General features: G+C 70.0%; 22 protein-coding genes. 16 read left to right on the top strand and 6 right to left on the bottom strand.

What is annotated here, in order from left to right; translation table 11 throughout:
• Window positions 1-131: 131 nt before the first annotated feature.
• The 13 genes from DW298_RS03140 to DW298_RS03080 all read left to right on the top strand — a co-directional run bounded on the left by DW298_RS03140 (window position 132) and on the right by DW298_RS03080 (window position 12,133).
• The gene (locus tag DW298_RS03140; protein WP_136041040.1) at window positions 132-1,154 is read left to right on the top strand and encodes a tripartite tricarboxylate transporter substrate-binding protein; all 1,023 of its coding nucleotides are present in this window, start codon (window positions 132-134) and stop codon (window positions 1,152-1,154) included.
• 1 nt (window position 1,155) lies between these two features.
• Complete coding sequence (locus DW298_RS03135; protein WP_240745001.1) at window positions 1,156-1,725, top strand: tripartite tricarboxylate transporter TctB family protein; 570 nt, start codon at window positions 1,156-1,158, stop codon at window positions 1,723-1,725.
• Complete coding sequence (locus DW298_RS03130; protein ID WP_136041039.1) at window positions 1,725-3,272, top strand: tripartite tricarboxylate transporter permease; 1,548 nt, start codon at window positions 1,725-1,727, stop codon at window positions 3,270-3,272. The genes DW298_RS03135 and DW298_RS03130 overlap by 1 nt, the downstream gene beginning before the upstream one ends.
• 51 nt (window positions 3,273-3,323) lie before the next feature.
• Window positions 3,324-4,121, top strand: coding sequence for a sulfite exporter TauE/SafE family protein (locus DW298_RS03125; protein WP_136041038.1), 798 nt, complete (start codon window positions 3,324-3,326; stop codon window positions 4,119-4,121).
• Between the two features lie 70 nt (window positions 4,122-4,191).
• A complete protein-coding gene (locus DW298_RS19460; protein WP_136041037.1) occupies window positions 4,192-4,479 on the top strand; it encodes a hypothetical protein in 288 nt (95 codons plus the stop codon).
• Window positions 4,472-6,034, top strand: coding sequence for an ATP-binding protein (locus DW298_RS03115; protein WP_136041036.1), 1,563 nt, complete (start codon window positions 4,472-4,474; stop codon window positions 6,032-6,034). Before DW298_RS19460 ends, DW298_RS03115 begins: the two co-directional genes overlap by 8 nt.
• A 1-nt stretch (window position 6,035) precedes the next feature.
• Window positions 6,036-6,695: a response regulator transcription factor gene (locus tag DW298_RS03110; protein ID WP_136041035.1), complete on the top strand. Its 660-nt coding sequence runs from the start codon at window positions 6,036-6,038 to the stop codon at window positions 6,693-6,695.
• Window positions 6,692-8,305: an SLC13 family permease gene (locus DW298_RS03105; RefSeq protein WP_205820236.1), complete on the top strand. Its 1,614-nt coding sequence runs from the start codon at window positions 6,692-6,694 to the stop codon at window positions 8,303-8,305. Before DW298_RS03110 ends, DW298_RS03105 begins: the two co-directional genes overlap by 4 nt.
• Window positions 8,306-8,423: 118 nt before the next feature.
• On the top strand, window positions 8,424-9,626 hold the full coding sequence (locus tag DW298_RS03100) for a glycerate kinase (RefSeq protein WP_136041034.1): 1,203 nt from the start codon (window positions 8,424-8,426) through the stop codon (window positions 9,624-9,626).
• Window positions 9,627-9,672: 46 nt separating this feature from the next.
• Window positions 9,673-10,140 (top strand): MaoC family dehydratase N-terminal domain-containing protein, encoded by a 468-nt coding sequence (locus DW298_RS03095; protein WP_136041033.1) that lies wholly within the window; start codon window positions 9,673-9,675, stop codon window positions 10,138-10,140.
• Window positions 10,140-10,538 (top strand): MaoC/PaaZ C-terminal domain-containing protein, encoded by a 399-nt coding sequence (locus tag DW298_RS03090; RefSeq protein WP_136041032.1) that lies wholly within the window; start codon window positions 10,140-10,142, stop codon window positions 10,536-10,538. Before DW298_RS03095 ends, DW298_RS03090 begins: the two co-directional genes overlap by 1 nt.
• Window positions 10,539-10,551: 13 nt before the next feature.
• Window positions 10,552-11,685: a UDP-N-acetylmuramate dehydrogenase gene (locus DW298_RS03085; protein ID WP_136041031.1), complete on the top strand. Its 1,134-nt coding sequence runs from the start codon at window positions 10,552-10,554 to the stop codon at window positions 11,683-11,685.
• Window positions 11,686-11,731: 46 nt separating this feature from the next.
• Window positions 11,732-12,133: a VOC family protein gene (locus tag DW298_RS03080; protein WP_136041030.1), complete on the top strand. Its 402-nt coding sequence runs from the start codon at window positions 11,732-11,734 to the stop codon at window positions 12,131-12,133.
• A gap of 132 nt (window positions 12,134-12,265) precedes the next feature.
• Here the strand turns inward: DW298_RS03080 and DW298_RS03075 are convergent, their stop codons facing one another.
• Together DW298_RS03075 and ald are read right to left on the bottom strand one after the other, a co-directional pair.
• On the bottom strand, window positions 12,266-13,465 hold the full coding sequence (locus DW298_RS03075; protein ID WP_136041029.1) for a pyridoxal phosphate-dependent aminotransferase: 1,200 nt from the start codon (window positions 13,463-13,465) through the stop codon (window positions 12,266-12,268).
• Between the two features lie 180 nt (window positions 13,466-13,645).
• Window positions 13,646-14,731 carry an alanine dehydrogenase gene (gene ald / locus DW298_RS03070; protein WP_136041028.1) on the bottom strand — a complete coding sequence of 362 codons (1,086 nt, stop codon included), beginning with the start codon at window positions 14,729-14,731 and terminating at the stop codon, window positions 13,646-13,648.
• 102 nt (window positions 14,732-14,833) lie between these two features.
• Here ald and DW298_RS03065 point away from each other — a divergent pair, with 102 nt between their 5' ends.
• Complete coding sequence (locus DW298_RS03065; RefSeq protein ID WP_136041027.1) at window positions 14,834-15,352, top strand: Lrp/AsnC family transcriptional regulator; 519 nt, start codon at window positions 14,834-14,836, stop codon at window positions 15,350-15,352.
• Window positions 15,353-15,461: 109 nt separating this feature from the next.
• Here the strand turns inward: DW298_RS03065 and DW298_RS03060 are convergent, their stop codons facing one another.
• Complete coding sequence (locus DW298_RS03060) at window positions 15,462-16,889, bottom strand: PLP-dependent aminotransferase family protein (protein WP_136041026.1); 1,428 nt, start codon at window positions 16,887-16,889, stop codon at window positions 15,462-15,464.
• 67 nt (window positions 16,890-16,956) lie between these two features.
• Between DW298_RS03060 and DW298_RS03055 the strand changes: the two genes are divergently transcribed.
• Complete coding sequence (locus tag DW298_RS03055) at window positions 16,957-17,955, top strand: aldo/keto reductase (protein WP_136041025.1); 999 nt, start codon at window positions 16,957-16,959, stop codon at window positions 17,953-17,955.
• 13 nt (window positions 17,956-17,968) lie between these two features.
• Here the strand turns inward: DW298_RS03055 and DW298_RS03050 are convergent, their stop codons facing one another.
• The 3 genes from DW298_RS03050 to aceA all read right to left on the bottom strand — a co-directional run bounded on the left by DW298_RS03050 (window position 17,969) and on the right by aceA (window position 21,596).
• Window positions 17,969-18,400: a hypothetical protein gene (locus DW298_RS03050; protein WP_136041024.1), complete on the bottom strand. Its 432-nt coding sequence runs from the start codon at window positions 18,398-18,400 to the stop codon at window positions 17,969-17,971.
• A 110-nt stretch (window positions 18,401-18,510) separates the two neighbouring features.
• The gene (gene aceB / locus DW298_RS03045; RefSeq protein ID WP_136041023.1) at window positions 18,511-20,166 is read right to left on the bottom strand and encodes a malate synthase A; all 1,656 of its coding nucleotides are present in this window, start codon (window positions 20,164-20,166) and stop codon (window positions 18,511-18,513) included.
• Between the two features lie 104 nt (window positions 20,167-20,270).
• Complete coding sequence (gene aceA, locus DW298_RS03040; protein WP_136041022.1) at window positions 20,271-21,596, bottom strand: isocitrate lyase; 1,326 nt, start codon at window positions 21,594-21,596, stop codon at window positions 20,271-20,273.
• A gap of 133 nt (window positions 21,597-21,729) precedes the next feature.
• Here aceA and DW298_RS03035 point away from each other — a divergent pair, with 133 nt between their 5' ends.
• Window positions 21,730-23,202: a helix-turn-helix domain-containing protein gene (locus DW298_RS03035; protein WP_136041021.1), complete on the top strand. Its 1,473-nt coding sequence runs from the start codon at window positions 21,730-21,732 to the stop codon at window positions 23,200-23,202.
• The last annotated feature ends 128 nt before the right edge of the window (window positions 23,203-23,330 follow it).

Genomic DNA, 23,330 nt, shown 5'->3' with positions numbered 1-23,330 from the left:
CGAGCCGGGGCGGAAACCGTCTCCGACCAATAGTTCCGAAACTCCGACCAATGGTTTCCGAAGCTTGAGCGACGGCGGCTGTCCTCCCAGGGTGGACGGACAGCAGCACGAACGCTCAAGGAGGAGCGCACATGAAGAACGCACGCATCGTCACCCTGACCGCACTCGCGGCGGTGGCCGCATTGACACTGACCTCGTGCTCGGGAGGAAGCACGGCCAACGGCGACGGCGACGGCGGTGAAGCCGAGGTCGCGGCTGTCACGGACGTCTCGATCGTCGTCCCCGCAGACCCCGGCGGAGGCTGGGACCAGACCGGTCGCGCCCTGTCGCAGGTGCTCACCGAGGAGGACATCGTCAGCTCGGCGCCCGTGACGAACGTCGGCGGTGCCGGCGGAACCGTGGGCCTGGCGCAGCTCGCGAACGAGAAGGATCCGAACACCCTCATGGTGATGGGGCTCGTGATGGTCGGCGCCGTCGAGACGAACGCCTCGGCGGTGCGGATCGAGGACACGACGCCGATCGCCCGTCTCACGGACGAGCCGCTCGTCGTGGTCGTCCCCGCGGATTCGAAGTACGACACGCTCGAGGATCTGGTGGAGGACGTCGCCGACAACGGGCAATCGGTCACGATCACCGGCGGCTCGGCCGGAGGCGCCGATCACATCCTCGCCGGACTCATGCTCGAGGAGGCGGGCCTCGACGGTGCGGAGATCGCGGAGAAGCTGAACTACACTCCGAACTCGGGCGGCGGCGAGGCGGTCCCGCTGCTCATCGGCGGCAAGGTCGCGGCGGGCATCTCCGGCGTGGGGGAGTTCGCTCAGCACATCGAGAGCGGCGACCTCCGTGCGCTGGCGGTGTCGAGTGAGGAGCCGGTCCCGCAGCTCCCGGACGTGCCGACCATCACCGAGGAGGGCTACGACGTGGTGCTCACCAACTGGCGCGGCGTGATCGCGCCGGGGGGCATCTCGGACGGGGAGAAGGACGAGCTGGTGCGCGTGGTCACCGAGCTGCACGAGTCCGAGGCGTGGGCCGAACAGCTGGAGACGAAGGGCTGGACCGATGCGTTCCTGGTCGGAGCCGAGTTCGACGAGTTCCTCACCGGGGACATCGAAGAGGTCACAGCGACGCTGAAGAACATCGGCCTGGTGCAGTGACATGACGGTCCCCGCATCGTCGGGGACCGAGGAGCGGGGCGTGCGAGACGGCCATGACGGCCGGCTCGCACGCCGTGCTCCCTCCGTCCCCATCGGCGAGCTCGTGTTCGCCGGAATCGTGGTCGCCCTCGGCGTCTTCGCCGTGGTCGGCATTTTCCTGATCCATGTCCCCGTCGGCATGAAGGCCGGGCCGACGGTCTTCCCGATCTTCGTCTCGGTGATCCTCCTCGCCTCGGCGGTCGCCGTCCTGATCGGTGTGCTGCGCGGGGAGCGCGGCGGGGCGGAGGAGGCGGAGGACGTCGATCAGAGCCTCCCGACCGACTGGGTCACCCTCGCCAAGCTCGCGGGGCTCGTCGTCGCGCACCTGCTCCTGATCGAGCCGTTGGGATGGGTGCCCGCGGCCGCCCTGCTGTTCGGCGGAGTCGCGTGGTCACTCGCCGCCAAACGGTGGTGGATGGCGTTCCTCATCGGGCTCGTCGTGGCCCTCGTGATCCAGATCGTCTTCGGCGGTCTGCTCGGCCTGTCGCTGCCCTGGGGTCCTGCCCTCGGTTGGCTCGGAAGGATGTTCTGATGGACAGCTGGACCCTGCTCCTGGAGGGATTCGCGACGGCGCTGCAGCCGCAGTACCTCGCGTTCGCCTTCCTCGGCGTCTTCGTCGGCACCGCGGTCGGCGTGCTCCCGGGCATCGGCCCCGCCATGACGGTGGCGCTGCTGCTTCCCCTCACCTACACGCTCGACCCCGCCGCCGCCCTGATCACCTTCGCGGGCATCTATTACGGCGGCATGTACGGCGGCTCGACGACGAGCATCCTCCTGAACACACCGGGGGAGTCGGCGTCGATAGTCACGGCGATCGAGGGCAACAAGATGGCTCGGATGGGGCGCGGCGCAGCGGCGCTCGCCACCGCGGCCATCGGATCGTTCATCGCCGGCACCCTGGCGACCCTGGGACTCACGATGCTGGCCCCGCTGCTCGCGCAGTTCGCGGTGAACCTCGGGCCTGCCGACTACGTGGCCCTCATCGTCATCGCGTTCATCACGGTCGGCGCACTGATCGGCAGCTCGGTCTCCCGCGGCATGCTCTCACTCGGCGTCGGCCTGTTCCTCGGTCTCGTCGGCACCGACTGGCTCTCCGGGCAGCAGCGGTACACGCTCGGACTTCCCGCTCTGTCCGACGGCGTGGACATCGTCCTGGTCGCCGTCGGCCTGTTCGCTGTCGGGGAGACGTTCTACATCGCCGCGCGACTGCGGCACGGCGGCGTCGATGTGATCCCCGTGACGCGCGGATGGCGGTCGTGGATGACGAAGGCGGACTGGCGTCGTTCCTGGAAACCGTGGCTGCGGGGAACCGCGATCGGCTTCCCGATCGGCACCATCCCGGCCGGCGGAGCGGATGTCGCGACGTTCCTGTCGTATGCGACCGAGCGCAAGCTGTCGAAGCACCGCGACGAGTTCGGACGCGGCGCGATCGAGGGCGTCGCGGGTCCCGAGTCGGCGAACAACGCGGCCGCCGCGGGTGTGCTGGTGCCCCTGCTCACGCTCGGCCTGCCGACGACGGCCACCGCGGCGATCATCCTCACGGCGTTCCAGTCGTACGGCATCCAGCCGGGGCCGCTGCTGTTCGAGGGGCAGTCGAACCTGGTGTGGGCGCTCATCGCGAGCCTGTACATCGGCAACGTCATCCTGATCGTGCTCAACCTTCCGCTGGTGGGCATGTGGGTGAAGCTGCTGCAGATCCCGCGGCCGTACCTCTACGCGGGCATCCTGCTCTTCGCCGTTTTCGGCGCATATGCGCTGCACAGCTCGCCGACCGACATCGTGATCCTCCTGATCGTCGGCATCCTCGGCTACTTCATGCGGCGCTACGGCTACCCGGTGGCGCCACTGGTGGTCGGGATGATCCTGGGGCCGATGGCCGAGGAGCAACTGCGCAAGGCGCTGCAGCTGAGCCAGGGCGACCTGAGCACGCTGGTCATGCAGCCGTTCGCGGCGATCGCCTACGGCGTGCTCGCGCTCCTGATCGTCGGCGGGCTGTGGCTGCGTCGAAGGCAGCGCCGGTACGAGCAGGCGCTGACCGAGTCGATCGCCGTGCCGATCAAGGCCGACTCGGAGGTCTGAGTTCGAGGCGGGCGGTTCGAGAGGAGACCGGGCCGCGAGTAGGCTGATCCGGTGAGCGACGTACAGGCCCCCGCACGAGGGCCTCGCGCCTACGCAGCATTCATCGGCATCGGCCTTCTCGCCGGTCTCCTCTCCGGACTCTTCGGCGTCGGCGGCGGCACCGTCATCGTCCCGCTGCTGGTGCTCCTGCTGCACTTCGATCAGCGACTCGCGGCCGGGACCTCGCTCGCGGCGATCGTGCCGACGGCCAGCGTCGGGGTCATCTCGTACGCCACGACGGGGTCAGTGGCCTGGATCCCCGCCATCATCCTGGCGGCGGGGGCCGTCGTGGGCGCGCAGATCGGCACGCGGCTGCTGCCGCGCATCTCGCAGACCGCGCTGCGGTGGGGCTTCGTCGGCTTCCTCGTCGTCGTGATCGTCAGCCTGTTCCTGGTGATCCCCTCGCGTGACGCGGCCTTCGAGCTCACCTGGCTGACCGGCATCGCGCTCGTCGGGGTCGGCATCGGCACCGGCATCCTCGCGGGGCTGATCGGCGTCGGCGGCGGCGTGATCGTGGTCCCGGTGCTGATGCTCGCCTTCGGCACGAGCGACCTGGTCGCCAAGGGGACCTCGCTGCTGATGATGATCCCGACCGCGATCTCGGGCACCGTGGGAAACCTCCGCAACCGCAACGTCGACCTGCTCGCCGCCGTGCTCATCGGCGTCTCCGCCTGTACGACGACCGCGCTCGGAGCGTGGCTGGCGACCATCGTCGACCCCACGCTGGGCAACATGCTGTTCGCGGCATACCTCGTCGTGATCGCGGTGCAGATGGCGATCAAGGCGGTCCGAGGGCGCAAGCGCGCCTGACCACCTGAGGATGAAAAGATCTTCATCCTCGGCTCATCTGCGCCTCATCATCGCCCGACATCATGGGGGGATGACCAGCCCCCGACGCCTCCTGATCCCCGGCGCCCTGATCGCCATCCCGGTGGCTTTCGCGGTCGGCAGCGTCGTGCTGGCGCAGATGCCGCCGTCGCCGCAGATACCGCCCGAGCCCGTGTCGGTGCAACTGGACCCGACGGCCCCGGTGCCCCCACCCGCTCCTGCACCGTCGGGTGCGCCGACGAAGAGCAGCCCGGTGCTGCCTCCCGCCCCGGCGCCGGCCCCCGCTCCCGCCCCGTTCGGCGGCGACGACGACGACGACGATGGCGGCGACGATGACTGACGCTCCCACGCTGCCGCTCGCGATCGGTGCGAACGAGAAACCGGCGGGACGCCAGCCGATTCTGCCGCCTCGCGGCCACATCGTCGCGGGAGCTCCATTGCGCACGCTCCGCCGGCGCACCCTCCCTGCGCGCTGGCGGATCACCCTGTGGATCATCCTCAGCACCGTGATCACGATCCTCGCCGTCGGCATGATCGGGCGGGGGATCTTCCTCGCCAGCGTCGAGCAGGCGGCGAATGCCGAGATCGAGCAGGAGGCGGCCGAATTCTCGCGCTTCGCCGCGGATGCCGCGGGGAGCGGACACAGCACAGCCGAGGCGATGCTGAGCGAGTACCTCGCCCACCAGTCGGTGCACGAGGACGAGGTCGTCATCGGGACGGTGGAGGGCGGGGTCGTCGCGATCGCGAACGGTCGTACGGCGGCGACCGACCCCTCCACGCTGTCGGCCGTGCCGGGCGGCGAGGCGCTCGTGACGACGCTGCTCGGTGAGACGGCAGCCTCTGGAGCGACCGAGACGCCGGAGGCCGGTCCGCTGCGATGGGGTCGGCTCGACTTCGAGGCGGGAGACCGCTCCGGGGCGATCCTGATCGTGCAGTACACGCAGGAGGCGCGCGCCCAGGTGGACGCGGAGTTCACGACGATCGCGTGGGTGGCGCTGGTGGGAATCCTCCTCAGTTCGGGTGTCGCCTGGCTCGTGGCCGGTCAGATCTTGGCACCGGTGCGGGAGGTCTACCGCGTCGCCCGCGACATCGGCGAGCACGACCTCAGCGCCCGGGTCCCGGTCGAGGGCACGGACGACATCGCTGCGGTGGCCACGACCTTCAACCAGATGCTCGACCGCCTCGAAGCCGTGCATGCGACGCAGCAGCGCTTCGTGGACGACGCCGGGCACGAACTGCGCACGCCCATCACGATCGTGCGGGGGCAGCTCGAGCTGCTCAGCGAAGAGCCCGAGGAGCGTGCTGCGACCCTGCGGCTCGTGAGCGATGAGCTCGACCGGATGAGCCGTATCGTCACCGACCTCCTCGTCCTCGCGCGGGCGGAGCAGCCTGATTTCGTGCGGGTCGCGAACTGCGAGGTCTCGGCGCTCACCCTCGACATCGAGGCGAAGGCGCAGAACCTCGGCGATCGTCGCTGGCAGCTCATGGAGGTCGCAGAGGGAGTCGCGCCGCTGGACCCTCAGCGGGTCACCCAGGCGGTGCTGCAGCTCGCGGCGAATGCGGTGCAGGTCACCGAACAGGGCGACCGCATCCTGATCGGCTCTCGCTTCGAGGGCGACGGCGCCGAGCGGCGATTGCGCCTGTGGGTTCGTGATTCGGGTCCGGGCGTCGCGGCTGCCGATGCCGAGCGCATCTTCGAGCGCTTCGCGCGAGGTGACAGCTCCGGCGTGCGGCGCGGGTCGGGACTGGGGCTGGCGATCGTGCGTGCCATCACCGATGGTCACGGCGGCTCGGCCTGGGTGGACAGCGTGTTCGGCGAGGGCGCCACGTTCGGGATCGACCTCCCCGCCGCCGCCGATGAGCGGCGGGATGCCGCCGCAGAGAGGAGCGTGTGAGATGCGCAGCATCCTGATCGCCGAAGACGACCCGCACATCACCTCGTTCGTCCGTCGTGGTCTCCGCGCGGCCGGCTACGAGACGGCCGAAGCCGACGACGGACACAGTGCTCTCCTGATGGCGCGCAGCGGCATGTTCGACCTGGTGCTGCTCGACATCGGCCTCGGGGGCATGGACGGCTTCGACGTCGTCGCCAACCTGCGCGGCGAGGGCGTGACGACTCCGGTCATCATCCTCACCGCCCGCGACTCGGTCATCGACACCGTGCGGGGGCTCGAGAGCGGTGCGAACGACTACGTCACCAAGCCGTTCCAGTTCGCCGAGCTCATCGCCCGCGTGCGACTGCGGATCGGTGACGGAGAGGGGCGCGCGGCGGGCCCCGTCCTCACTCACGACGACGTCCGGGTCGACGTCCGCGCCCGCACCGTCACCGTCGACGGGGAGATGCGCGAGCTCACCTCGCGGGAGTTCTCGCTGCTCGAGGTGTTCCTCCAGAATGCGGGGCAGGTGCTGTCACGGGACCAGCTGATCGGGCACGTGTGGGGGATGGACTTCGATCCCGCATCCAACGTGGTCGATGTCTACGTGCGGGCCCTGCGCGGCAAGATCGGCGTCGATCGCATCGAGACCGTCCGCGGGGCGGGATACCGATTCCGATGACCGAGCAGACGCAGGCGGAGTCCGCTGCCGACCTGGATCAAGGCCCGGGAGAGCGTGCACGCTTCACGACGGTGCCGCCGCAGCGCTACGCCCTGCCCGCCGGGCGACGTCCGGTTCGGGTCCGCTCGTCCGGGCGACGCCTCGCGGTGGCTCGACCGCGGCGAGGCACCGTCCTTCGCCTCGTGGCCCTCGTACTCGTCTTCGCCATCGGTATCGCGATGGCCCTGTCGTCGATCAGGTCTCCCTCGGGGCCGGGCTCGATCACCCTGCCGATCACGATCACGGTCACGGTGTTCCTGCTCGCGGTGTGGGCTTGGACATCCACGCGCCTCGACGACACGCTCGTGGCCTTCCTCGCGGCCATCGCCCTGATCGTCACGGGCGTGCTCCCGGCCAGCGACTTCTTCGCGTCGCTGGGGGATGAGACCATCTGGCTGCTCATCGGCGCATTCGTGATCGCGTCCGCCGTCTCGTCCTCGGGGCTCGCCCTGCGCGGAGCCTCGCATCTGCTCCGATTCGCGCGGGGACCGCGGAGCCTCTTTCACCTCACGACCGTCGCCCTCACCGTCACCGCTTTCGCGGTCCCCGCCACCTCGGGGCGTGCGGCGCTCGCCGTCCCGGTGTTCACGGCCGTGTCCGCGACCCTTCCCGGGCGCGAGCGCGTGATTCGATCCCTGGCGCTGCTGATGCCGACCGTGGTGCTGCTGTCGGCCGTCGCATCGCTGCTCGGCGCAGGTGCCCATGTCATCACGGACCAGCTGCTGCGGGCAGCCGGCGAGCAGGGCTTCACGTTCCTGAGCTGGCTCTGGTTCGGGTTGCCCCTGGCCCTCGTGTCGTCGCATCTCGCCTGCGAGCTCATCCTCTGGCGCTTTCTGCGCCCCGAGGACCGCGCGACGCCACTGCGCGTGGATGCCGCCGAGATCGGCCGTTCCGCCTCGACGGCGGTGACAGGACCACTCAGTGCGATGGAGCGGCGGGCGGCCCTGCTGCTGGGCGGCGTGATCCTGCTCTGGAGCACCGAGCCGCTGCACCACCTGCCTCCGGCCCTGGTCGCCCTCATCGGCGCCGTCGCCGCCGTCACACCCGGCATCGGCTGTCTCACCTTTCCGGCCGCGATCAAACGTGTGCCGTGGTCTCTGCTCCTGTTCCTCGCCGCCACCCTCGCTCTCGCCTCCGCGCTCACCACCACGGGCGCCGCGGCCTGGCTGAGCTCTTCGGCCCTCGCGCCGCTCCGCGGCCTGGGGGCCGCGGGAGCCGTCGCCTTCGTGATCGTGGTCATCGCGATCTCGATCGCCGCGCACCTGCTGATCCCGTCCCGGTCTGCGCGCTCGGCCGCGATCATCCCCGTGGTGATCGCCCTCGCCCCGGCGGTGGGCGTCTCCCCGATGGCGGCCGCGTTCGCCTCGACGGCCGCGGCCGGCTTCTGCCACACGCTGCCCAGCTCCGCGAAGCCGGTCGCGATGTTCGCCGACCCCGACATCGTCAGGGGAGGGTTCACGGCGCAGGATCTGCGTCGATTGTCGGTGCTGCTGGCACCGGCGATGTTCATCCTGGTCGCCGTCTTCGCGCTGTGGGTCTGGCCCCTCATGGGGCTGCCGCTGCTGCTCTGAGTCGCGGCGCTCGCCCCATAGCCCCCCGCAATCACCCGAGTGCGCCGTCGGCGCACCGCTGTTCGTCGTGCCCGAAGATCGGGCGGTCGTCGCCCGTTCGGGCGCAGAAGGAGGAATCATGTCGATCCACACCCCGCAGCGGATCCTGGTCGCACCGAGCGGCTTCAAGGAGAGCCTGAGCGCTGAGACCGTGGCGCAGGCGATCGCGGCCGGCGTCCGCCGGGTGATCCCCGGCGTCCAGGTGGACGAGTATCCGGTGCCGGACGGCGGGGAAGGCACTGCCGCCGCGCTCGCCGCGGCCACGGGCGGCCAACTGGTCACTGCGCGGGTCACCGGACCGGTCGGCGATCCGGTGGACGCGCACTGGGCGCGGCTCGGCGGCCACGCCAGCGATACTGCCGTCGTCGAGATGGCCGCTGCGGCGGGACTCCGGCTCGTGCCGCGGGATCGGCGCGATCCGGGGGAGACCACCACCCGCGGGGTCGGAGAGCTCATCGTCGCGGCGCTGGACTCCGATGTCGAGCGCATCGTCGTCGGGTGCGGCGACTCCGGCACGAGCGACGGTGGCGCGGGGGCGCTCGAAGCGCTCGGTGCGCGCATCCTCGACCGTGATGGGAAGCCGCTTCCCGTCGGCGGACGACACCTCATCGAAGCCGCGCACCTGGATCTCACGGACCTGCACCCGCGCATCGGCGAGGTCGAGATCGTGCTCGCGTGCAACATCCACAACGTGCTGTGCGGACCCCGAGGCGTGGCGAGGGTGTTCGGTCCGCAGAAGGGTGCGACCCCGGATCAGGTGGACCAGCTCGCGGACGCCCTCGACGTCTGGGCCGGTGTGCTGGAAGCGCAGAGCCCATACGGCGCGGCGATGGATGTGCGCACCGGCGGCGGCACGGGAGCATCCGGCGGACTGGGCGCCGGACTGGCTGCCGTGCTCGGCGCAGGCCTCGTTCCGCGCTTCGAAGTGCTGCTCGACGGCGGTCTGCTGCCCGAGGCGCTCGACGACCTGATGGCCGTCGCCGATCTCGTCATTACCGCCGAAGGCGCGATCGACTTCCAGACGCCCCGCGGCAAGGTGCCGGCGGAGATCGCGATGCGCGCCCGAGCGGCAGGTGTGCCGGTGCTCGGCATCGCCGGCTCCCTCGGCGTCGGGGCTCCGACCGTGCACGACATCGGCATCGGTGCCATCGCCTCGATCATCACGGTGCCCATGCCGCTGGAACAGGCAGTGGAGCAGGGGGAGGGGTTGCTCCGCGACGCTGCGGAACGCTGCATGCGGATGGTCCTCCTCGGATCGGCGGTGTCGGCGCGGGCAGCCTGACACCCTCGCGGCCTGGTTCACCGCCACCCCTCGGTAGGATCGAGGGGTGGCAGTGAACCAAGAACTGGTCGGCCGGGAGTTCCCGCCGACGGCCCCCTACCTCGTCGGCCGCGAGAAGGTACGCGAGTTCGCTCGCGCCGTCTTCGCCGACGCCCCTCAGCACACCGACGTGGAGACCGCCCGCGCGGCCGGCTTCTCCGACGTCGTCGCACCTCCGACCTTCGCGATGGTGATCCAGGACCTCACGCTCCAGCAGCTGCTGGCGCAGGAGGATTCGGGCATCGTGCTCGCCCGCACCATCCACGCCGAGCAGCGCTTCACCTACACGCGACCGATCGTCGCGGGCGATGAGCTCACCGCGCAGCTGCGCGTCACCGGCATCCGCATGATGGGCGGCAACGCCATGATCACCAGCGAGGCTGCGATCGCGGATGCCGCGGGAGCCCATGTCGTCACGGCGACGAGCGTGCTTCTGGTGGGCGCGGAGAGCACGGATGAAGGGGAGGCCGCCTGATGGGCTACACCGTCGGAGACGTGGTCGCCGAGCGCACCGTGCATCTCACCCGCGAATCCCTCGTGCGCTACGCAGGGGCATCCGGAGACTTCAACCCGATCCACTACCGCGACGATGTCGCCGCATCCGTCGGGCTTCCCGGCGTGCTCGCGCACGGCATGCTCACGATGGGCATCGCCTCGTCTGTGGTCGTCGCAGCCCTCGACCCGGCGACGAAGATCCTCGACTACGGGGTGCGCTTCACCAAGCCGGTCGTCGTCGACCCGGTCGACGGTGCCGACATCACCGTCGTCGCCACGGTCGGCGCGGTGGATGACGAGGTCGCGCGCATCGACCTCAAGGTCACGTTCGGCGAGACCACCGTGCTCGTCAAGGCGCAGCTGCGCGTCGCCGTCTGATGAGGACGCGGTGATGCGGGAGATCGAGCCGGTCCGACTGGCGGAGCTGACCACGCTGCGCACGGGCGCCGCACCCGAGCGGATGCAGGAGGCGACGACGACCGAGGGCCTGATCGAGGCGCTGCGTGATACCTGGGCGCGCGGCGACGAGTGGTTCGTCCTCGGTGGCGGATCCAACCTCTTCGTCGGCGACGAACCCTTCGAGGGCACCGTCATCCGGGTGCGCACCGAGGGGATCGAAGAGCTGCCGTCCCCGCACGCGGGCCGCATCCGTCTGCGCGCGCAGGCCGGGCACTCGTGGGACGACTTGGTCGCCTACGCGGTCGCGCACGGCTACGCCGGCCTCGAGGCCATGAGCGGGATCCCGGGTACGGTCGGCGCGTCTCCCGTGCAGAACATCGGGGCGTACGGGCAGGAGATCCAGGAGACGCTGGTCGAGGTCGAGCTCATCGACGAGTCGACCGGTGAGATCTCGACCGTTCCGGCGGCCGAGCTCGGACTGGGCTTCCGAACCTCGGTCCTCAAGCACCACCACGGCAGTGTGCCGCTCCGGCGTGCCGTGATCCTCTCCGTCACCGTCGACCTGGCGATCACCGGTGAGCGGGTGGTGCGCGGCGAGCAGCTGCGTCGTGCACTCGGACTGACCGACGAGACACCGGTCCCGCTGAGCTGGGTGCGCGAGCGCATCCTCGCCACGCGTGCGTCGAAGGGCATGCTGCTCGACGAGGCCGACCCCGACACCCACGGCGTGGGCTCCTTCTTCCAGAACGCGATCGTGACGGCGGCGGTCGCCGGTGCGCTGCCACCGGAGTGCCCGCATTGGCCGGTCGCCCCCGACCTCGATGCGGTCACCGTGATCCCCCTCGCCTCCTACGACGGCCAGGTCCCGCTGTCGAAGCCGACGACCGTCTCCGACGTGAAGGTGAGCGCGGCGTGGCTGATCGAGCAGGCCGGCATCCGCAAGGGGTTCAAGCTCCCGCGCTCCCGCGCATCCGTGTCGACGAAGCACGCGCTCGCGTTGACCAACCGCGGCGGCGCGACGGCGGGCGAGGTCGCCGAGCTCGCCCGGTTCATCCAGAGCCGGGTGCACGCCGAGTTCGGCCTCGTGCTGCAGCCGGAGCCGGTGCTGGTCGGCGTCGAGCTCTGAGGCGATCCGCCTACAGGGCGTCGGCGGTCGCGGCTACACTCGCGGGATGAGCGGACTGATCCCGTACCTGCTGTTCCCCGGCAATGCCGCAGAGGCGCTGCGTCACTACCGCTCGGTGTTCGGCGGCGAGCTGCAGCTGCTCGACTACGCCACGGCAGGTCGGCGCGACGGGCCCGACGATGCCATCGCGCACGGCCAGCTGAGCGGACCGGTCGAGCTCGCCGGTGCGGATGCCGGAGCCGACGACGACGCCGTGCAGATGAGCGGCATGTTCCTCTCGCTGCTCGGCACGGCCGATGCGCTGACCCTCACGGGGTGGTACGACAAACTTGCCGCCGACGGCCGAGTGATCGACGCTCTGCAGAAGCGCCCGTGGGGAGACTTCGACGGCACGCTCGTCGACCGCTACGGCATCCGCTGGCTGATCGGCTTCCACCCCGAGGACTGATCGCGGCCGGACAGTCTGGGCCGGACGTCGAAGCCCCGGGTAGATGCCGAGACCCCCTCCTTGCGACGCGCATAGGAGGGGGTCTCGGCGATTAACCGGGGCTTCGGCGCACCGGATCGGTGCTTCCGCGGATCAGGCGAACAGTCGCTGAAGGCGCTGCACACCCTCGAGCAGCTGGTCGTCGCCGAGGGCGTACGACATGCGGATGTATCCGGACGGACCGAAGGCCTCGCCGGGGACGACCGCCACCTCGGCCTGGTCGAGGATGAGGTCGGCGAGTTCGAGCGAGGTGGTCGGCGTCACGCCGCCCCAGGTGCGACCCAGCAGACCCTGCACGTCGGGGTACACGTAGAACGCGCCGAGCGGGTTCGGCACGACGAGTCCGTCGATCTTCGACAGCTCGGAGACGATGAGCTTGCGGCGGCGGTCGAATGCCTCGCGGAACTGATCGGCTTCGGTCTGCGGGCCGTTGAGCGCGGCGATCGCCGCCTTCTGCGCGACGTTGTTCACGTTGCTCGACAGGTGCGACTGCAGGTTGCCGGCGACCTTGATGGCGTCGGCGGGGCCGACCATCCAGCCCACGCGCCAGCCGGTCATGGCGTAAGTCTTCGCGACGCCGTTGACCAGGATGGTCTGGCCGGCGACCTCGGGCACGGCCTCGACGATCGAGGTGGCCTTGACCCCCTCGTAGGTGAGGTTCTGGTAGATCTCGTCGCTGATGATCCAGATGCCGTGCTCGAGTGCCCACTCGCCGATCGCGCGGGTCTCCTCAGCGGTGTAGACCGAGCCGGTGGGGTTCGACGGCGAGACGAAGACGAGCGCGGTGGTGCGGGCGGTGCGAGCGGCCTCGAGCTGCTCCACCGTGACCTTGTACTCCTGGTCGGCGCCGGCGAACACCTCGACCGGCGTTCCGTCGGCGAGGCGGATGGCCTCGGGGTACGTGGTCCAGTACGGCGCGGGCAGCAGCACCTCGTCGCCGGGGTTCACCACCGCCTGGAAGGCCTGGTAGACCGACTGCTTGCCGCCGTTGGTGACGATGACCTGGCTCGGTGAGACCTCGAGACCGGAGTCGCGTAGCGTCTTCGCGGCGATCGCCTCACGCAGCGCGGGAAGGCCCGGTGCCGGCGTGTAGCGGTAGCTCGCCGGGTCGGCCAGAGCCTCGGCCGCGGCATCCACGATGAACTGCGGCGTCGCGAAGTCGGGCTCACCGGCGGCATAGGAGATGACGTCCTTGCCTTCGGCCTTGAGGGCCTTGGCCTTGGCGTCTACCTTGAGGGTCGCGGACTCGGCGATGGCGGACAGCTTGCGGGAGAGAGGAGCGCGTTCGGTCACGACTACGAGCGTACTCGGGGGCGCGGGCGTCGTGCGGGCGAGGACGCCAGCAAGATCGTCGATTCTTTCCGCGGCGCCCCCGTGAGGGGTCAGGACATGCCGTATCGGGGAGTGGGCGTGCGGCGTGTTCTGACCCCTCAGGTTCGGCCGGCTGCCCGCGCCGCCCGGAGGATCTCCTCCTCAGAGGCCGTGCGCGCGGGCGACCGCGTCGAGCGTGATGCGTCCGCCCTGCACGTTCAGACCCCTCGCGAGTGCGGCGTCTTCGGATGCGGCGCGCTCCCAGCCCTTGCCGGCGATCGCCGAGACGTAGGGGAGGGTTGCGTTCGTCAGCGCGCGGGTCGCGGTCTCCGGAACGGCGCCCGGCATGTTCGCGACGCAGTAGTAGATGGAGTCGTGCACGGCGAACGTGGGGTCGTCGTGGGTGGTCGGCCGCGAGCCTTCGAAGCATCCGCCCTGGTCGATCGCGATGTCGACCAGCACCGAGCCGGGCTTCATCGCGGCGACCATTTCGTCTGTCACGAGCTTGGGGGCGGCCGCGCCGGGGATCAGGACGGAGCCGATCACGAGGTCGGCCGTCTTGAGTTCTTCGGCGATGTCGTAGCGGCTCGACGCCCGGGTCTCCAGCGCGCCGCCGTAGCGGTGTTCGAGCTCGCGCAGACGCGGCAGCGAGACGTCGACGACCGTCACCTTCGATCCGAGGCCGAGCGCGTTCGCAGCCGCGTGCTCTCCGGCGACGCCGCCTCCGATCACGACGGTCTTCGCCCGCGGAGTGCCGGCGATCCCGCCCAGCAGCATCCCGCGACCGCCCTGGGAGCGCAGCAGAGAGTGTGAGCCCATGACCACCGAGAGTCGTCCCGCGATCTCGCTCATCGGCACGAGCAGCGGCAGGCTGCGGTCGGGCAGCTGCACCGTCTCATAGGCGACGGCGGTGGTACCGGCATCCACGAGCGCCGTGGTCAATGCGCGGTCGGCGGCGAGATGCAGGTAGGTGAAGAGGGTGAGGTCCTCGCGCAGGAATCCGTACTCCTGCGCGATCGGCTCTTTGACCTTGATGACGAGGTCGGCGTCGCCCCAGGCCTCGGCGGCGGTCTCCACGATCTCGGCGCCGGCTGCGCGGTAGTCGTCGTCGGTGATGCGCGAGCCGAGGCCCGCGCCGGACTGCACGAGCACGCGATGGCCCTCGTGCACCAGACGATCGGTGCCGGCGGGGGTGAGGGAGACGCGGTTCTCGTTGTTCTTGACCTCGGTGGGGACGCCGATCTTCATTGATCCTCCTGGGTTGATGCGGTGCGGCACCAGGATCGCAGAAACATCGACGGAACAACAGAATCACTGAAGATGATTCGATTTGAGGCAGCATCCTGAATAATGCTTCGTATGGAGACGACTTCCGGAGCCTCAGAGCCGAATACCGTTCGGGCGCCCGCCCTCGACGCGATCGACGCGCGGATCGTGCAGTTGATGACGGCCGACGGACGCATGACGAACGCCGAGCTCGCCGGTCGCCTCGGCGTCGCGCCTTCGACTGCGCACACCCGGCTGCGGGCCCTCGTCGACCGCGGCGTGATCACGGGGTTCCACGCGAGTGTGGACGAGCGGATGCTGGGCGCCGGACTCCAGGCCGTCATCGGCGTCACCCTGCGCCCGAGCGGACGGCGCGAGAGCATCGTCGAGTTCGCGGACCGGGTGCGTGTGCTGCCGCAGGTGATCCAGGTGTTCTTCCTCGGCGGCGACGACGACTTCCTGCTGCACATCGCGGTCGCCGACTCGTCCGAGATGCGCGAGTTTGTGCTCGAGCATCTCTCGGCGCAGAGCAGCGTCGCCTCCACCCGCACGAGCATCGTGTTCGACTATCACCGCAACTCGGTCGCGGCCTCGTTCCGCTGACGGGGGTCGAAGGCCTCGAGTTCGGTTCCGGTCGCAGTTTCTGTCGCGTCGACGCGCGACATCCGGCAGAAAGTGCGACCGGAGTTGCGGGTGTGCGTTGCTCGAGCCTTCATCGGACGAGAGCCGCGAGGCGAGCGATTGCCTCCTCGACGAGGGTGTCGTCGAGATCTCCGTATCCGAGGACCAGCGCGTCCGGGCGATCGGCCGCGTCGGTGTAGCGGCGCAGCGAAGTGAGAGCCAGCCCCTCGGAGGCACCGGCGTCGACCACAGCGGAAGCCGGTAGATGCGACGGGAGCGTCAGCACCAGGTGCATACCGGCGGCGATACCTGCGACCGACAACTCGGGGAGTTCGATCGTCAAGGCGTCGAGCAGTCGCTGCCGACGGCGACGGAAGCGCGTGCGCGAGGCGCGCAGATGCCGCTCGAAGTCACCCTGAGTGACGAAATGCGCGAGGGCGGCCTGGTCGATCAGCGAGGGCGGCGCCGTCGAGACCGGGGGAGCGATGCCCGGAGGGAGCAGCATCCATCCGAGGCCCAGCGCGGGCGAGACCGACTTCGACAGCGAGCCGATGAGCGCGACGCGGTCCGGTGCGAGGCGCTGCAGGGCGGGAACGGGCCGGCGGTCGTAGCGGAACTCGGCGTCGTAGTCGTCTTCGATCACCAGTGCGTCGCTATCCCTGGCCCAGCGCACCAACTCCTCGCGGCGGGCGGGGGCGAGCGCCGCGCCGAGGGGGAACTGGTGGGCGGGAGTCACGAGGGCGGCCATGGCCCCGGTGCCGGATGCGAGCGAGCGCAGCTGCCCGGTGTCGATGCCGTCGCCGTCCACGGGCACCGGAATGGGGCGCAGGCCGTTGTCTTCGGCGACTGCGCGCAGCCGCGGCCAACTCGGATCCTCCACGAGAATCGTCCGATGGCCGCGGCGGTGCAGTTCCCGGGCGAGCAGTCCCATGCCGTCGGTGGCGCCGTGGGTGATCGTGATCCGGGTGGCGTCGGCGACCGCGTGCCGCGAGCGCGAGAGGTACGCGGCGACCGCCTCGCGCGCCGGTGCGTAGCCGGACGGGTGAGCGGCGGCGAGGTCCTGGTCGGGGAGCGCTGCGAGGGCGGCGCGCAGCGCTGCCGCCCACCGCGATCGGGGAGTGGCGCGCAGGTCGGGGATGCCCGGACGCAGGTCGTAGCGGATGGGCGGTGCGGATGCCGGCGCGGGGTCGCGCGGCACGGGATGTTCGATGCCCCGGGTGGCGTCCGGCATCTCCTGCCGCTCCGCCACGCGGGTGGCCGATCCGGTCCTCGCCTCCAGCACACCCTCGGCCACCAGCTGTCCGTACGCCTCGGTCACGACCCAGCGCGAGACCCCGAGCGTCTCCGCGAGAATGCGGCTGGGCGGGACGGCGGCGCCGGGGGAGAGGCGACTCTCGTCGATGGCGCGGCGTAGCGCGGTCTCCACTCGGTCCCGCAGCGGTCCGGCAACGCCGGAGCCGCTCGCCGGAACGACGTCGAGGAGCGTGTCCCACGCAAGAATCGGTCTGGTGTTCTGCATCGTGATTGGAGTGTATCCCCGAGCCGATCACTCCCTACCGTGGAGCCATCCCCGAGAAAGGAACACCATGCAGTACCGCACCCTCTCCGATGGCCGCACCTCGTTCGACGTCTCGACGCTGTGCCTGGGAGCCATGAACTTCGGCACCCGCACCGACGGGGACACCTCGCGCGCCATCCTCGACCGCTTCGTCGAGGCGGGCGGCACCTTCATCGACACCGCCAACAACTACAGTCTCTGGGCGGGTGGTGCCGGCCGCGACAGTGAAGATCTGCTCGGGCACTGGATGAGCGACCGCGGCAATCGCGACACGCTCCGCATCGCCACAAAGCTCGGCGCCGCGCAGAAGGACCCGTCGAAGCCGCTGTCGAACACACCGCCGACGAACTTCGAGGGCCTCTCGGCCGAGGTCATCCGTCGGCAGGCGCCGGAGAGTGCCCGCCACCTCGGCATCGACCACATCGACGTCCTCTACGGCCACGTCGACGACCGCGATGTGGCTCTCACCGAGACGGTCGGTGCCTTCGGTGAGCTTCAGGAACAGGGCCTCGTCGGCATCACCGGCATCTCCAACGTGCCCACCTGGCGCGTGGTCGAAGCGCGAATGGAGGCGCAGCGGCAGGGCATCGCCCCGTACGGTGTCGTGCAGCAGCAGTACAGCTACCTGTATCCCGCGCCGCGCATCGGGCGGAACAACTTCGTCACGCCCGACCTGCTCGACTACGCGGCATCCACCGGTACTCCCGACCGGCCGCCGCTCGCCATCACCGTGTACTCCCCGCTGCATCAGGGTGGGATCGCGCGTCTCGAAAAGCCGCTGTGGGGCGGGGTCGATCATCCGACCAGCCATGCCCGTCGTGCGCTGCTGCACGAGGTCGCGGCCGAGATCGGCGCGACGCCGAATCAGGTCGCGCTCGCGTGGCTCCTCGGTGGTGAGGTCCCGGTCATCCCCGTCGTCGGGGTGTCGTCGCTCGAGCAGTTGGACGAGGCGCTGGGGGCGGCCGACCTGGTGCTGGACGACGAGGTCCGCGCGCGCCTCGACGCCGAACCGGGCGACGCGCGCTGAGCGGGCTCGCGGATCAGGCTCCGTACGAGGCGGGCAGCGAGCAGTAGTCGGCGAACCGTCGCGCCGGATGCGCGGGGTCGCTCACGTCGACGATCGACCCGGCGACCGTGTGCGGCGGTTCGTCGCCGGCGAGCTGCCACACCGCGTAGTTCCACATGCCCCTGGTGCGCTCGCCGAGCAGGGCCGCCGGCCCGGAGACGAGCAGGACCTCGTCGCTCTTCGGGCCCTCGCGGAACGCGGTGACCACGGCGCGGAGCCCGGCTTCGTCACCTTCCGGCGAGTGCTCGCGGATGACCTGCTGCCCCGACGCCGTCAGCGCGCTCGTGAGGTCGTCAGCCGCCTGTCGCGAGCGCTCGGCATCCGCGCCGGCCACCGCGAGCAGCCGCCGGCCGCGCGGGTAGAAGTGCAGGAACTCAGTGGCGATGTCCGCCCAGGCGTCGGTCATGCCTCCAGGCTACGCCTGCCTGCCGACACGGGCTCCGGCGCCGGCTCCGGATGCGGAAGAGCCCCCGGACCCACGGCAGCAGCCGCAGCCCGGGGGCTCTCTCCGTGCGCTCAGTCCTCGTCGATCAGGAACCGGCTGTAAGCGCCGAGGGTGAGGAAGGTGGGGAACTCCTCCTTCAGGGCGACTTCGCGGAAGATCTCCGCCGCATCGTCGTACCGATCACCGTGACTGCGCGTCGCCTGCGCGAGCACCTGGGTGATCAGCCCCTCGATGTACTCCGCCGTGATCGGGGTGCCGTCCTGTGTGGTGCGGTCCTGGTGGATCCACTGCCACACCTGCGAGCGGCTGATCTCGGCCGTCGCGGCATCCTCCATCAGGTTGTCGATCGCCACGGCACCCAGTCCGCGCAGCCAGGCCTCCAGGTAGCGGATGGCGACCGACACGTTGTCCCGCACGCCCTGCGCGGTGATCGGCCGACCGATGTGCAGGTCGAGCAGGTCGCGGGCCTCGACGTGCACGTCGTCGCGCTGACGGTCGACCTGGTTGGGGCGGTCCCCCAGCACGGCGTCGAACTCCGCCTGAGCCGTGGGGATCAGGTCGGGGTGCGCCACCCAGGTGCCGTCGAAGCCGTCTCCGGCCTCGCGCTTCTTGTCGGCGGTGACCTTCTCGATCGCGCGTGCCGTCACCTCGGGGTCGCGGCGGTTCGGGATGAACGCGCTCATGCCGCCGATCGCGAAGGCGCCCCGCTTGTGGCAGGTCTGCACGAGCAGCTCGGTGTACGCCCGCATGAACGGTACCGTCATCGTGACCTCGCTGCGGTCGGGGAGCACGAAGCGGGCTCCGCGGCCGCGGTAGTTCTTGATGATCGAGAAGATGTAGTCCCAGCGGCCGGCGTTCAGCCCCGCGCAGTGATCGCGCAGCTCGTAGAGGATCTCGTCCATCTCGAACGCCGCCGGCAGCGTCTCGATCAGCACGGTCGCGCGGATCGTGCCGTGCGGGAGACGCAAGTACTCCTCGCTGAACGAGAACACGTCGTCCCACAGCTTCGCCTCCTCGCTCGATTCGAGCTTGGCGATGTAGAAGTACGGTCCACGGCCTCCGTCGATCAGCGCCTGCGCGTTGTGCAGGAAGTAGAGGCCGAAGTCGACCAGCGATCCGGATGCCGAGGTGCGACGACCGGCACGGTCGATGAACGCGATGTGCTTCTCGGGCAGGTGCCACCCGCGCGGGCGCATCACGATCGTGGGCGTGCGCTCGGCCGTCACGCGGTACTCCTTGCCTTCCGGCGAGGTGAACGACAGCTCGCCGCGGATGGCGTCCCGCAGCGAGAGCTGGCCCTCGATGACGTTCTTCCAGGTCGGACTCGTGGCGTCCTCCTGGTCGGCGAGCCACACCCGCGCCCCGGAGTTCAGGGCGTTGATGGTCATCTTCGGGTCGGTGGGCCCGGTGATCTCGACGCGGCGGTCCTCGAGGCCGGGCCCGGCACCGGCGACGCGCCAGTCGCGGTCCTCGCGGATGTGAGCGGTGTCTTCGCGGAAACGGGGGTCGTGCCCGTTGCCGATCTCGAAGCGGCGGCGCATCCGGTCTGCGAGGCGGTCGTGACGGCGCGACGCGAAGCGGTGGTGCAGCTCGGTGAGGAAGGCGATGGCCTCGGGGGTGAGGATCTCGTCGTACCGGTCGCGCAGGGCGCCGGTGACCTCGATCGCGGGACCCTGCTGGGTCGTCTGGATCGGAGCCGTGGTCGGGGGAGCGGTGGGAGTGGTCATGATCGAGTCCTTTACGTGTGCTGAGACCCCGGCTTGTCGCCGAGACCCCGGGCTGTGGATGCTGACAGCGCGGGGTCTCGACGAGAACCGGGGGTCTCGACGGATCAGTGGAACTGCGCGGCTTCGGTGGAGCCGGCGAGGGCGAGCGTCGCGCTGTCGGGGTTGAGCGCGGTGGAGATGACGTCGAAGTAGCCGGTGCCCGCCTCGCGCTGGTGCTTGGTGGCGGTGTAACCGTGGGCTTCGGCGGCGAACTCGGCTTCCTGCAGCTCGACGTACGCGCTCATGGCGCGATCGGCGTAGCCGCGGGCGAGGTCGAACATCGAGTGGTTCAGGGCGTGGAAGCCGGCGAGGGTGATGAACTGGAACTTGTAGCCCAGGTCTGCCAACTCCTGCTGGAACGTCGCGATCTCGGCGTCCGACAGGTGCTTCTTCCAGTTGAAGCTCGGCGAGCAGTTGTAGGCCAGGAGCTTACCCGGGAACTGCGCGTGGATGGCGGCGGCGAAGTTGCGCGCGAGCTCGATGTCGGGCTCTCCCGTCTCGACCCACAGCAGGTCCGCGTACGGGGCGAAGGCGAGGCCGCGGCTGATGACCGATTCCAGACCTGGGCGGATCCGGTAGAACCCCTCGGTGGTGCGCTCGCCGGTGGTGAACTGCTGGTCGCGCTCGTCGACGTCGCTGGTGAGCAGGTCGGCGGCGAGGGCATCCGTGCGGGCGATGATGACGGTCGGCACACCCGCCACGTCAGCGGCGAGGCGGGCGGCGTTCAGCGTGCGGATGTGCTGCTGGGTGGGCACGAGCACCTTGCCGCCGAGGTGACCGCACTTCTTCTCGCTGGCCAGCTGGTCCTCCCAGTGGATGCCCGCGGCTCCCGACTGGATGAGCGACTGCGCGAGCTCGTAGGCGTTCAGCGGTCCGCCGAAGCCGGCCTCGGCGTCGGCCACGATCGGCGCGAGCCAATCCTGCGTGGTCTCGCCCTCGGCGTGCTCCAGCTGGTCCTGGCGGATGAGGGCGTTGTTGATGCGGCGCACGACCGCCGGCACCGAGTTCGCGGGGTACAGCGACTGGTCGGGGTAGGTCTGACCGGCGAGGTTGCCGTCTGCGGCGACCTGCCATCCGGAGAGGTAGATCGCCTTGAGGCCCGCCCGCACCTGTTGCACGGCCTGACCTCCGGTGTAGGCGCCGAGCGCCCGGACGTAGTCCTCGGTGTGCAGGAGGTTCCAGAGGTTGTCGGCACCGCGGTGCGCGAGGGTCGACTCCTCCCGGACCGAGCCGCGGATGCGGATGACGTCGTCGGCCGAGTAGGTGCGCTCGACGCCGTCCCAGCGGGGATCGGTGTCCCAGATCTCCTGGAGCTCGGCGGCCGTCTGAACCTGGTCGCCGGCTCGCAGACCGGCGGGGCGGGGCGTCGGGGTGTGGGCGGTGTTCGTCATGGTGTCTCCTCGGTGGATCCGGCTGCGGTGCCGGGGTGGCGTGGTTCCACTGTGGGTGAAGTTCGGGATATCCGACGACCGATTTCGGAGAGAAGATCGTGCGAAATTCTGTTTCTGTGACAGAATCGCCGCCATGAGCCCATCGACGAGCTCAGGGACCCAGAGCTCTGAGGCAGAAGAGACCGACGCCCTCACGATCGGTCGACGGATCCGCCGGCTCCGTACGGCGAAGGGGATGACCCTCGACGACCTGGCCTCGGCCGTCGATCGGGCGCCGAGCCAGATGTCGATGATCGAGACCGGCAAGCGCGAACCCAAGCTCACCCAGCTGCAGGCGATCGCCCGAGCGCTCGGGGTCACGATCGACGCGCTGCTGGAGGGGGAGCCGCTCGACGAGCGCAGTGCCATCGAGATCGCCCTGGAACGCGCGATGAAGGGACAGACGTTCCAGGCGCTGGGCATCGAGCCGTTCCGCATCGCGAAGAGTCTGCCGACGGATGCTCTGAAGGCCCTGCTCGCGCTGCACGGGGAGATCGACCGGCTCAAGGACGAGCGCGCCGCGACGCCCGAGGAGGCCCGGCGGGCGAACGTCGAGCTGCGGCATCTGATGCGCCGGCAGGACAACCACTTCGCCGACCTCGAGGCCAAGGCTGCCGAGATCCTCGCGGCGGTCGGCCACCCCGGCGGGCCGCTGACCCAGCGCACCGCATCCGAGATCGCCGCCTACCTGGGCTTCACCCTGCACTACGCCCCCGACCTGCCGCAGACCACCCGTAGTGTCGCCGACCTCGCGAACGGCCGGCTGTACCTGTCGAGCAGCGTGCCCGCGAAGGGGGACGCCCGCACCGCGGTGCTGCAGGCGCTGTCGAGCCGTATTCTCGGCCACTCCGAGCCGCGCAGCTATGCCGAGTTCCTGCGGCAGCGGGTCGAGACCAACTATCTGACCGGTGCGCTCCTCATCCCGGAGGCGCATGTCGTCCCCGCGTTGAAGGATGCCAAGCAGCGGCGAGCGATCTCGATCGAAGACCTGCGCGATGCTTACTCGGTGTCGTACGAGACGGCCGCGCACCGCTTCACCAACCTCGCGACGCGGCACCTCGACATCCCCGTGCACTTCCTCAAGGTGCACGAGTCGGGCACGATCACCAAGGCGTACGAGAACGACGACGTGAACTTCCCGACCGACCGCCTCGGTGCCATCGAGGGGCAGATGTGCTGCCGGCGGTGGACCTCGCGCGTCGTGTTCGATGAGGACGACCGCTTCAACCCGTACTACCAGTACACCGACACCGGCAACGGCACCTACTGGTGCACCGCCCGGGTCGAGTCCTCGAGCGAGGGGCTGCACTCGGTGAGCGTGGGCGTGCGCTTCGACGACACGAAGTGGTTTGTGGGGCGCGACACCTCGCACCGCGGCGTCTCGAAGCACTCGGTCGAGGTGTGCTGCCGCCGGGCGCCCGCCGAGCTGGAAGGCCGCTGGCGCGAGAACTCCTGGCCCAACGTGAAGACGCCCCGCACGCTGCTCGCGACCCTGCCGACCGGCGCGTTCCCCGGCGTCGACACGACCGACGTGTACGAGTTCCTCGAGGCGCACACTCCGCGCTGACCCCTCCCCACCCCACCCCTCGCCTCCAGCCCCTCGCCTCCAGCCCCTCGCTTCCAGCCCTCGCCCCTCGCCTCCGGTCGCACTTTCTGCCGCCCGGGAGCCGCGAGCGCGACAGAAAGTGCGACCGG

The organism is Microbacterium sp. A20 (genome assembly GCF_004794515.1).
Classification (GTDB): Bacteria; Actinomycetota; Actinomycetes; order Actinomycetales; family Microbacteriaceae; genus Microbacterium.
Note: the sequence above shows the minus strand (reverse complement) of the source record. Positions and strands in the feature narration are given on the sequence as shown.

What these genes read in the sequence shown, in the direction of transcription:
- DW298_RS03140 (WP_136041040.1), top strand. Translation starts at nt 132, where the DNA reads ATGAAGAACGCACGCATCGTCACCCTGACCGCACTCGCGGCGGTGGCC.
- DW298_RS03135 (WP_240745001.1), top strand. Translation starts at nt 1,156, where the DNA reads ATGACGGTCCCCGCATCGTCGGGGACCGAGGAGCGGGGCGTGCGAGAC.
- DW298_RS03130 (WP_136041039.1), top strand. Translation starts at nt 1,725, where the DNA reads ATGGACAGCTGGACCCTGCTCCTGGAGGGATTCGCGACGGCGCTGCAG.
- DW298_RS19460 (WP_136041037.1), top strand. Translation starts at nt 4,192, where the DNA reads ATGACCAGCCCCCGACGCCTCCTGATCCCCGGCGCCCTGATCGCCATC.
- DW298_RS03115 (WP_136041036.1), top strand. Translation starts at nt 4,472, where the DNA reads ATGACTGACGCTCCCACGCTGCCGCTCGCGATCGGTGCGAACGAGAAA.
- DW298_RS03110 (WP_136041035.1), top strand. Translation starts at nt 6,036, where the DNA reads ATGCGCAGCATCCTGATCGCCGAAGACGACCCGCACATCACCTCGTTC.
- DW298_RS03105 (WP_205820236.1), top strand. Translation starts at nt 6,692, where the DNA reads ATGACCGAGCAGACGCAGGCGGAGTCCGCTGCCGACCTGGATCAAGGC.
- DW298_RS03100 (WP_136041034.1), top strand. Translation starts at nt 8,424, where the DNA reads ATGTCGATCCACACCCCGCAGCGGATCCTGGTCGCACCGAGCGGCTTC.
- DW298_RS03090 (WP_136041032.1), top strand. Translation starts at nt 10,140, where the DNA reads ATGGGCTACACCGTCGGAGACGTGGTCGCCGAGCGCACCGTGCATCTC.
- DW298_RS03085 (WP_136041031.1), top strand. Translation starts at nt 10,552, where the DNA reads ATGCGGGAGATCGAGCCGGTCCGACTGGCGGAGCTGACCACGCTGCGC.
- DW298_RS03080 (WP_136041030.1), top strand. Translation starts at nt 11,732, where the DNA reads ATGAGCGGACTGATCCCGTACCTGCTGTTCCCCGGCAATGCCGCAGAG.
- ald (WP_136041028.1), bottom strand. Translation starts at nt 14,731, where the DNA reads ATGAAGATCGGCGTCCCCACCGAGGTCAAGAACAACGAGAACCGCGTC.
- DW298_RS03065 (WP_136041027.1), top strand. Translation starts at nt 14,834, where the DNA reads ATGCTTCGTATGGAGACGACTTCCGGAGCCTCAGAGCCGAATACCGTT.
- DW298_RS03060 (WP_136041026.1), bottom strand. Translation starts at nt 16,889, where the DNA reads ATGCAGAACACCAGACCGATTCTTGCGTGGGACACGCTCCTCGACGTC.
- DW298_RS03055 (WP_136041025.1), top strand. Translation starts at nt 16,957, where the DNA reads ATGCAGTACCGCACCCTCTCCGATGGCCGCACCTCGTTCGACGTCTCG.
- DW298_RS03050 (WP_136041024.1), bottom strand. Translation starts at nt 18,400, where the DNA reads ATGACCGACGCCTGGGCGGACATCGCCACTGAGTTCCTGCACTTCTAC.
- aceB (WP_136041023.1), bottom strand. Translation starts at nt 20,166, where the DNA reads ATGACCACTCCCACCGCTCCCCCGACCACGGCTCCGATCCAGACGACC.
- aceA (WP_136041022.1), bottom strand. Translation starts at nt 21,596, where the DNA reads ATGACGAACACCGCCCACACCCCGACGCCCCGCCCCGCCGGTCTGCGA.
- DW298_RS03035 (WP_136041021.1), top strand. Translation starts at nt 21,730, where the DNA reads ATGAGCCCATCGACGAGCTCAGGGACCCAGAGCTCTGAGGCAGAAGAG.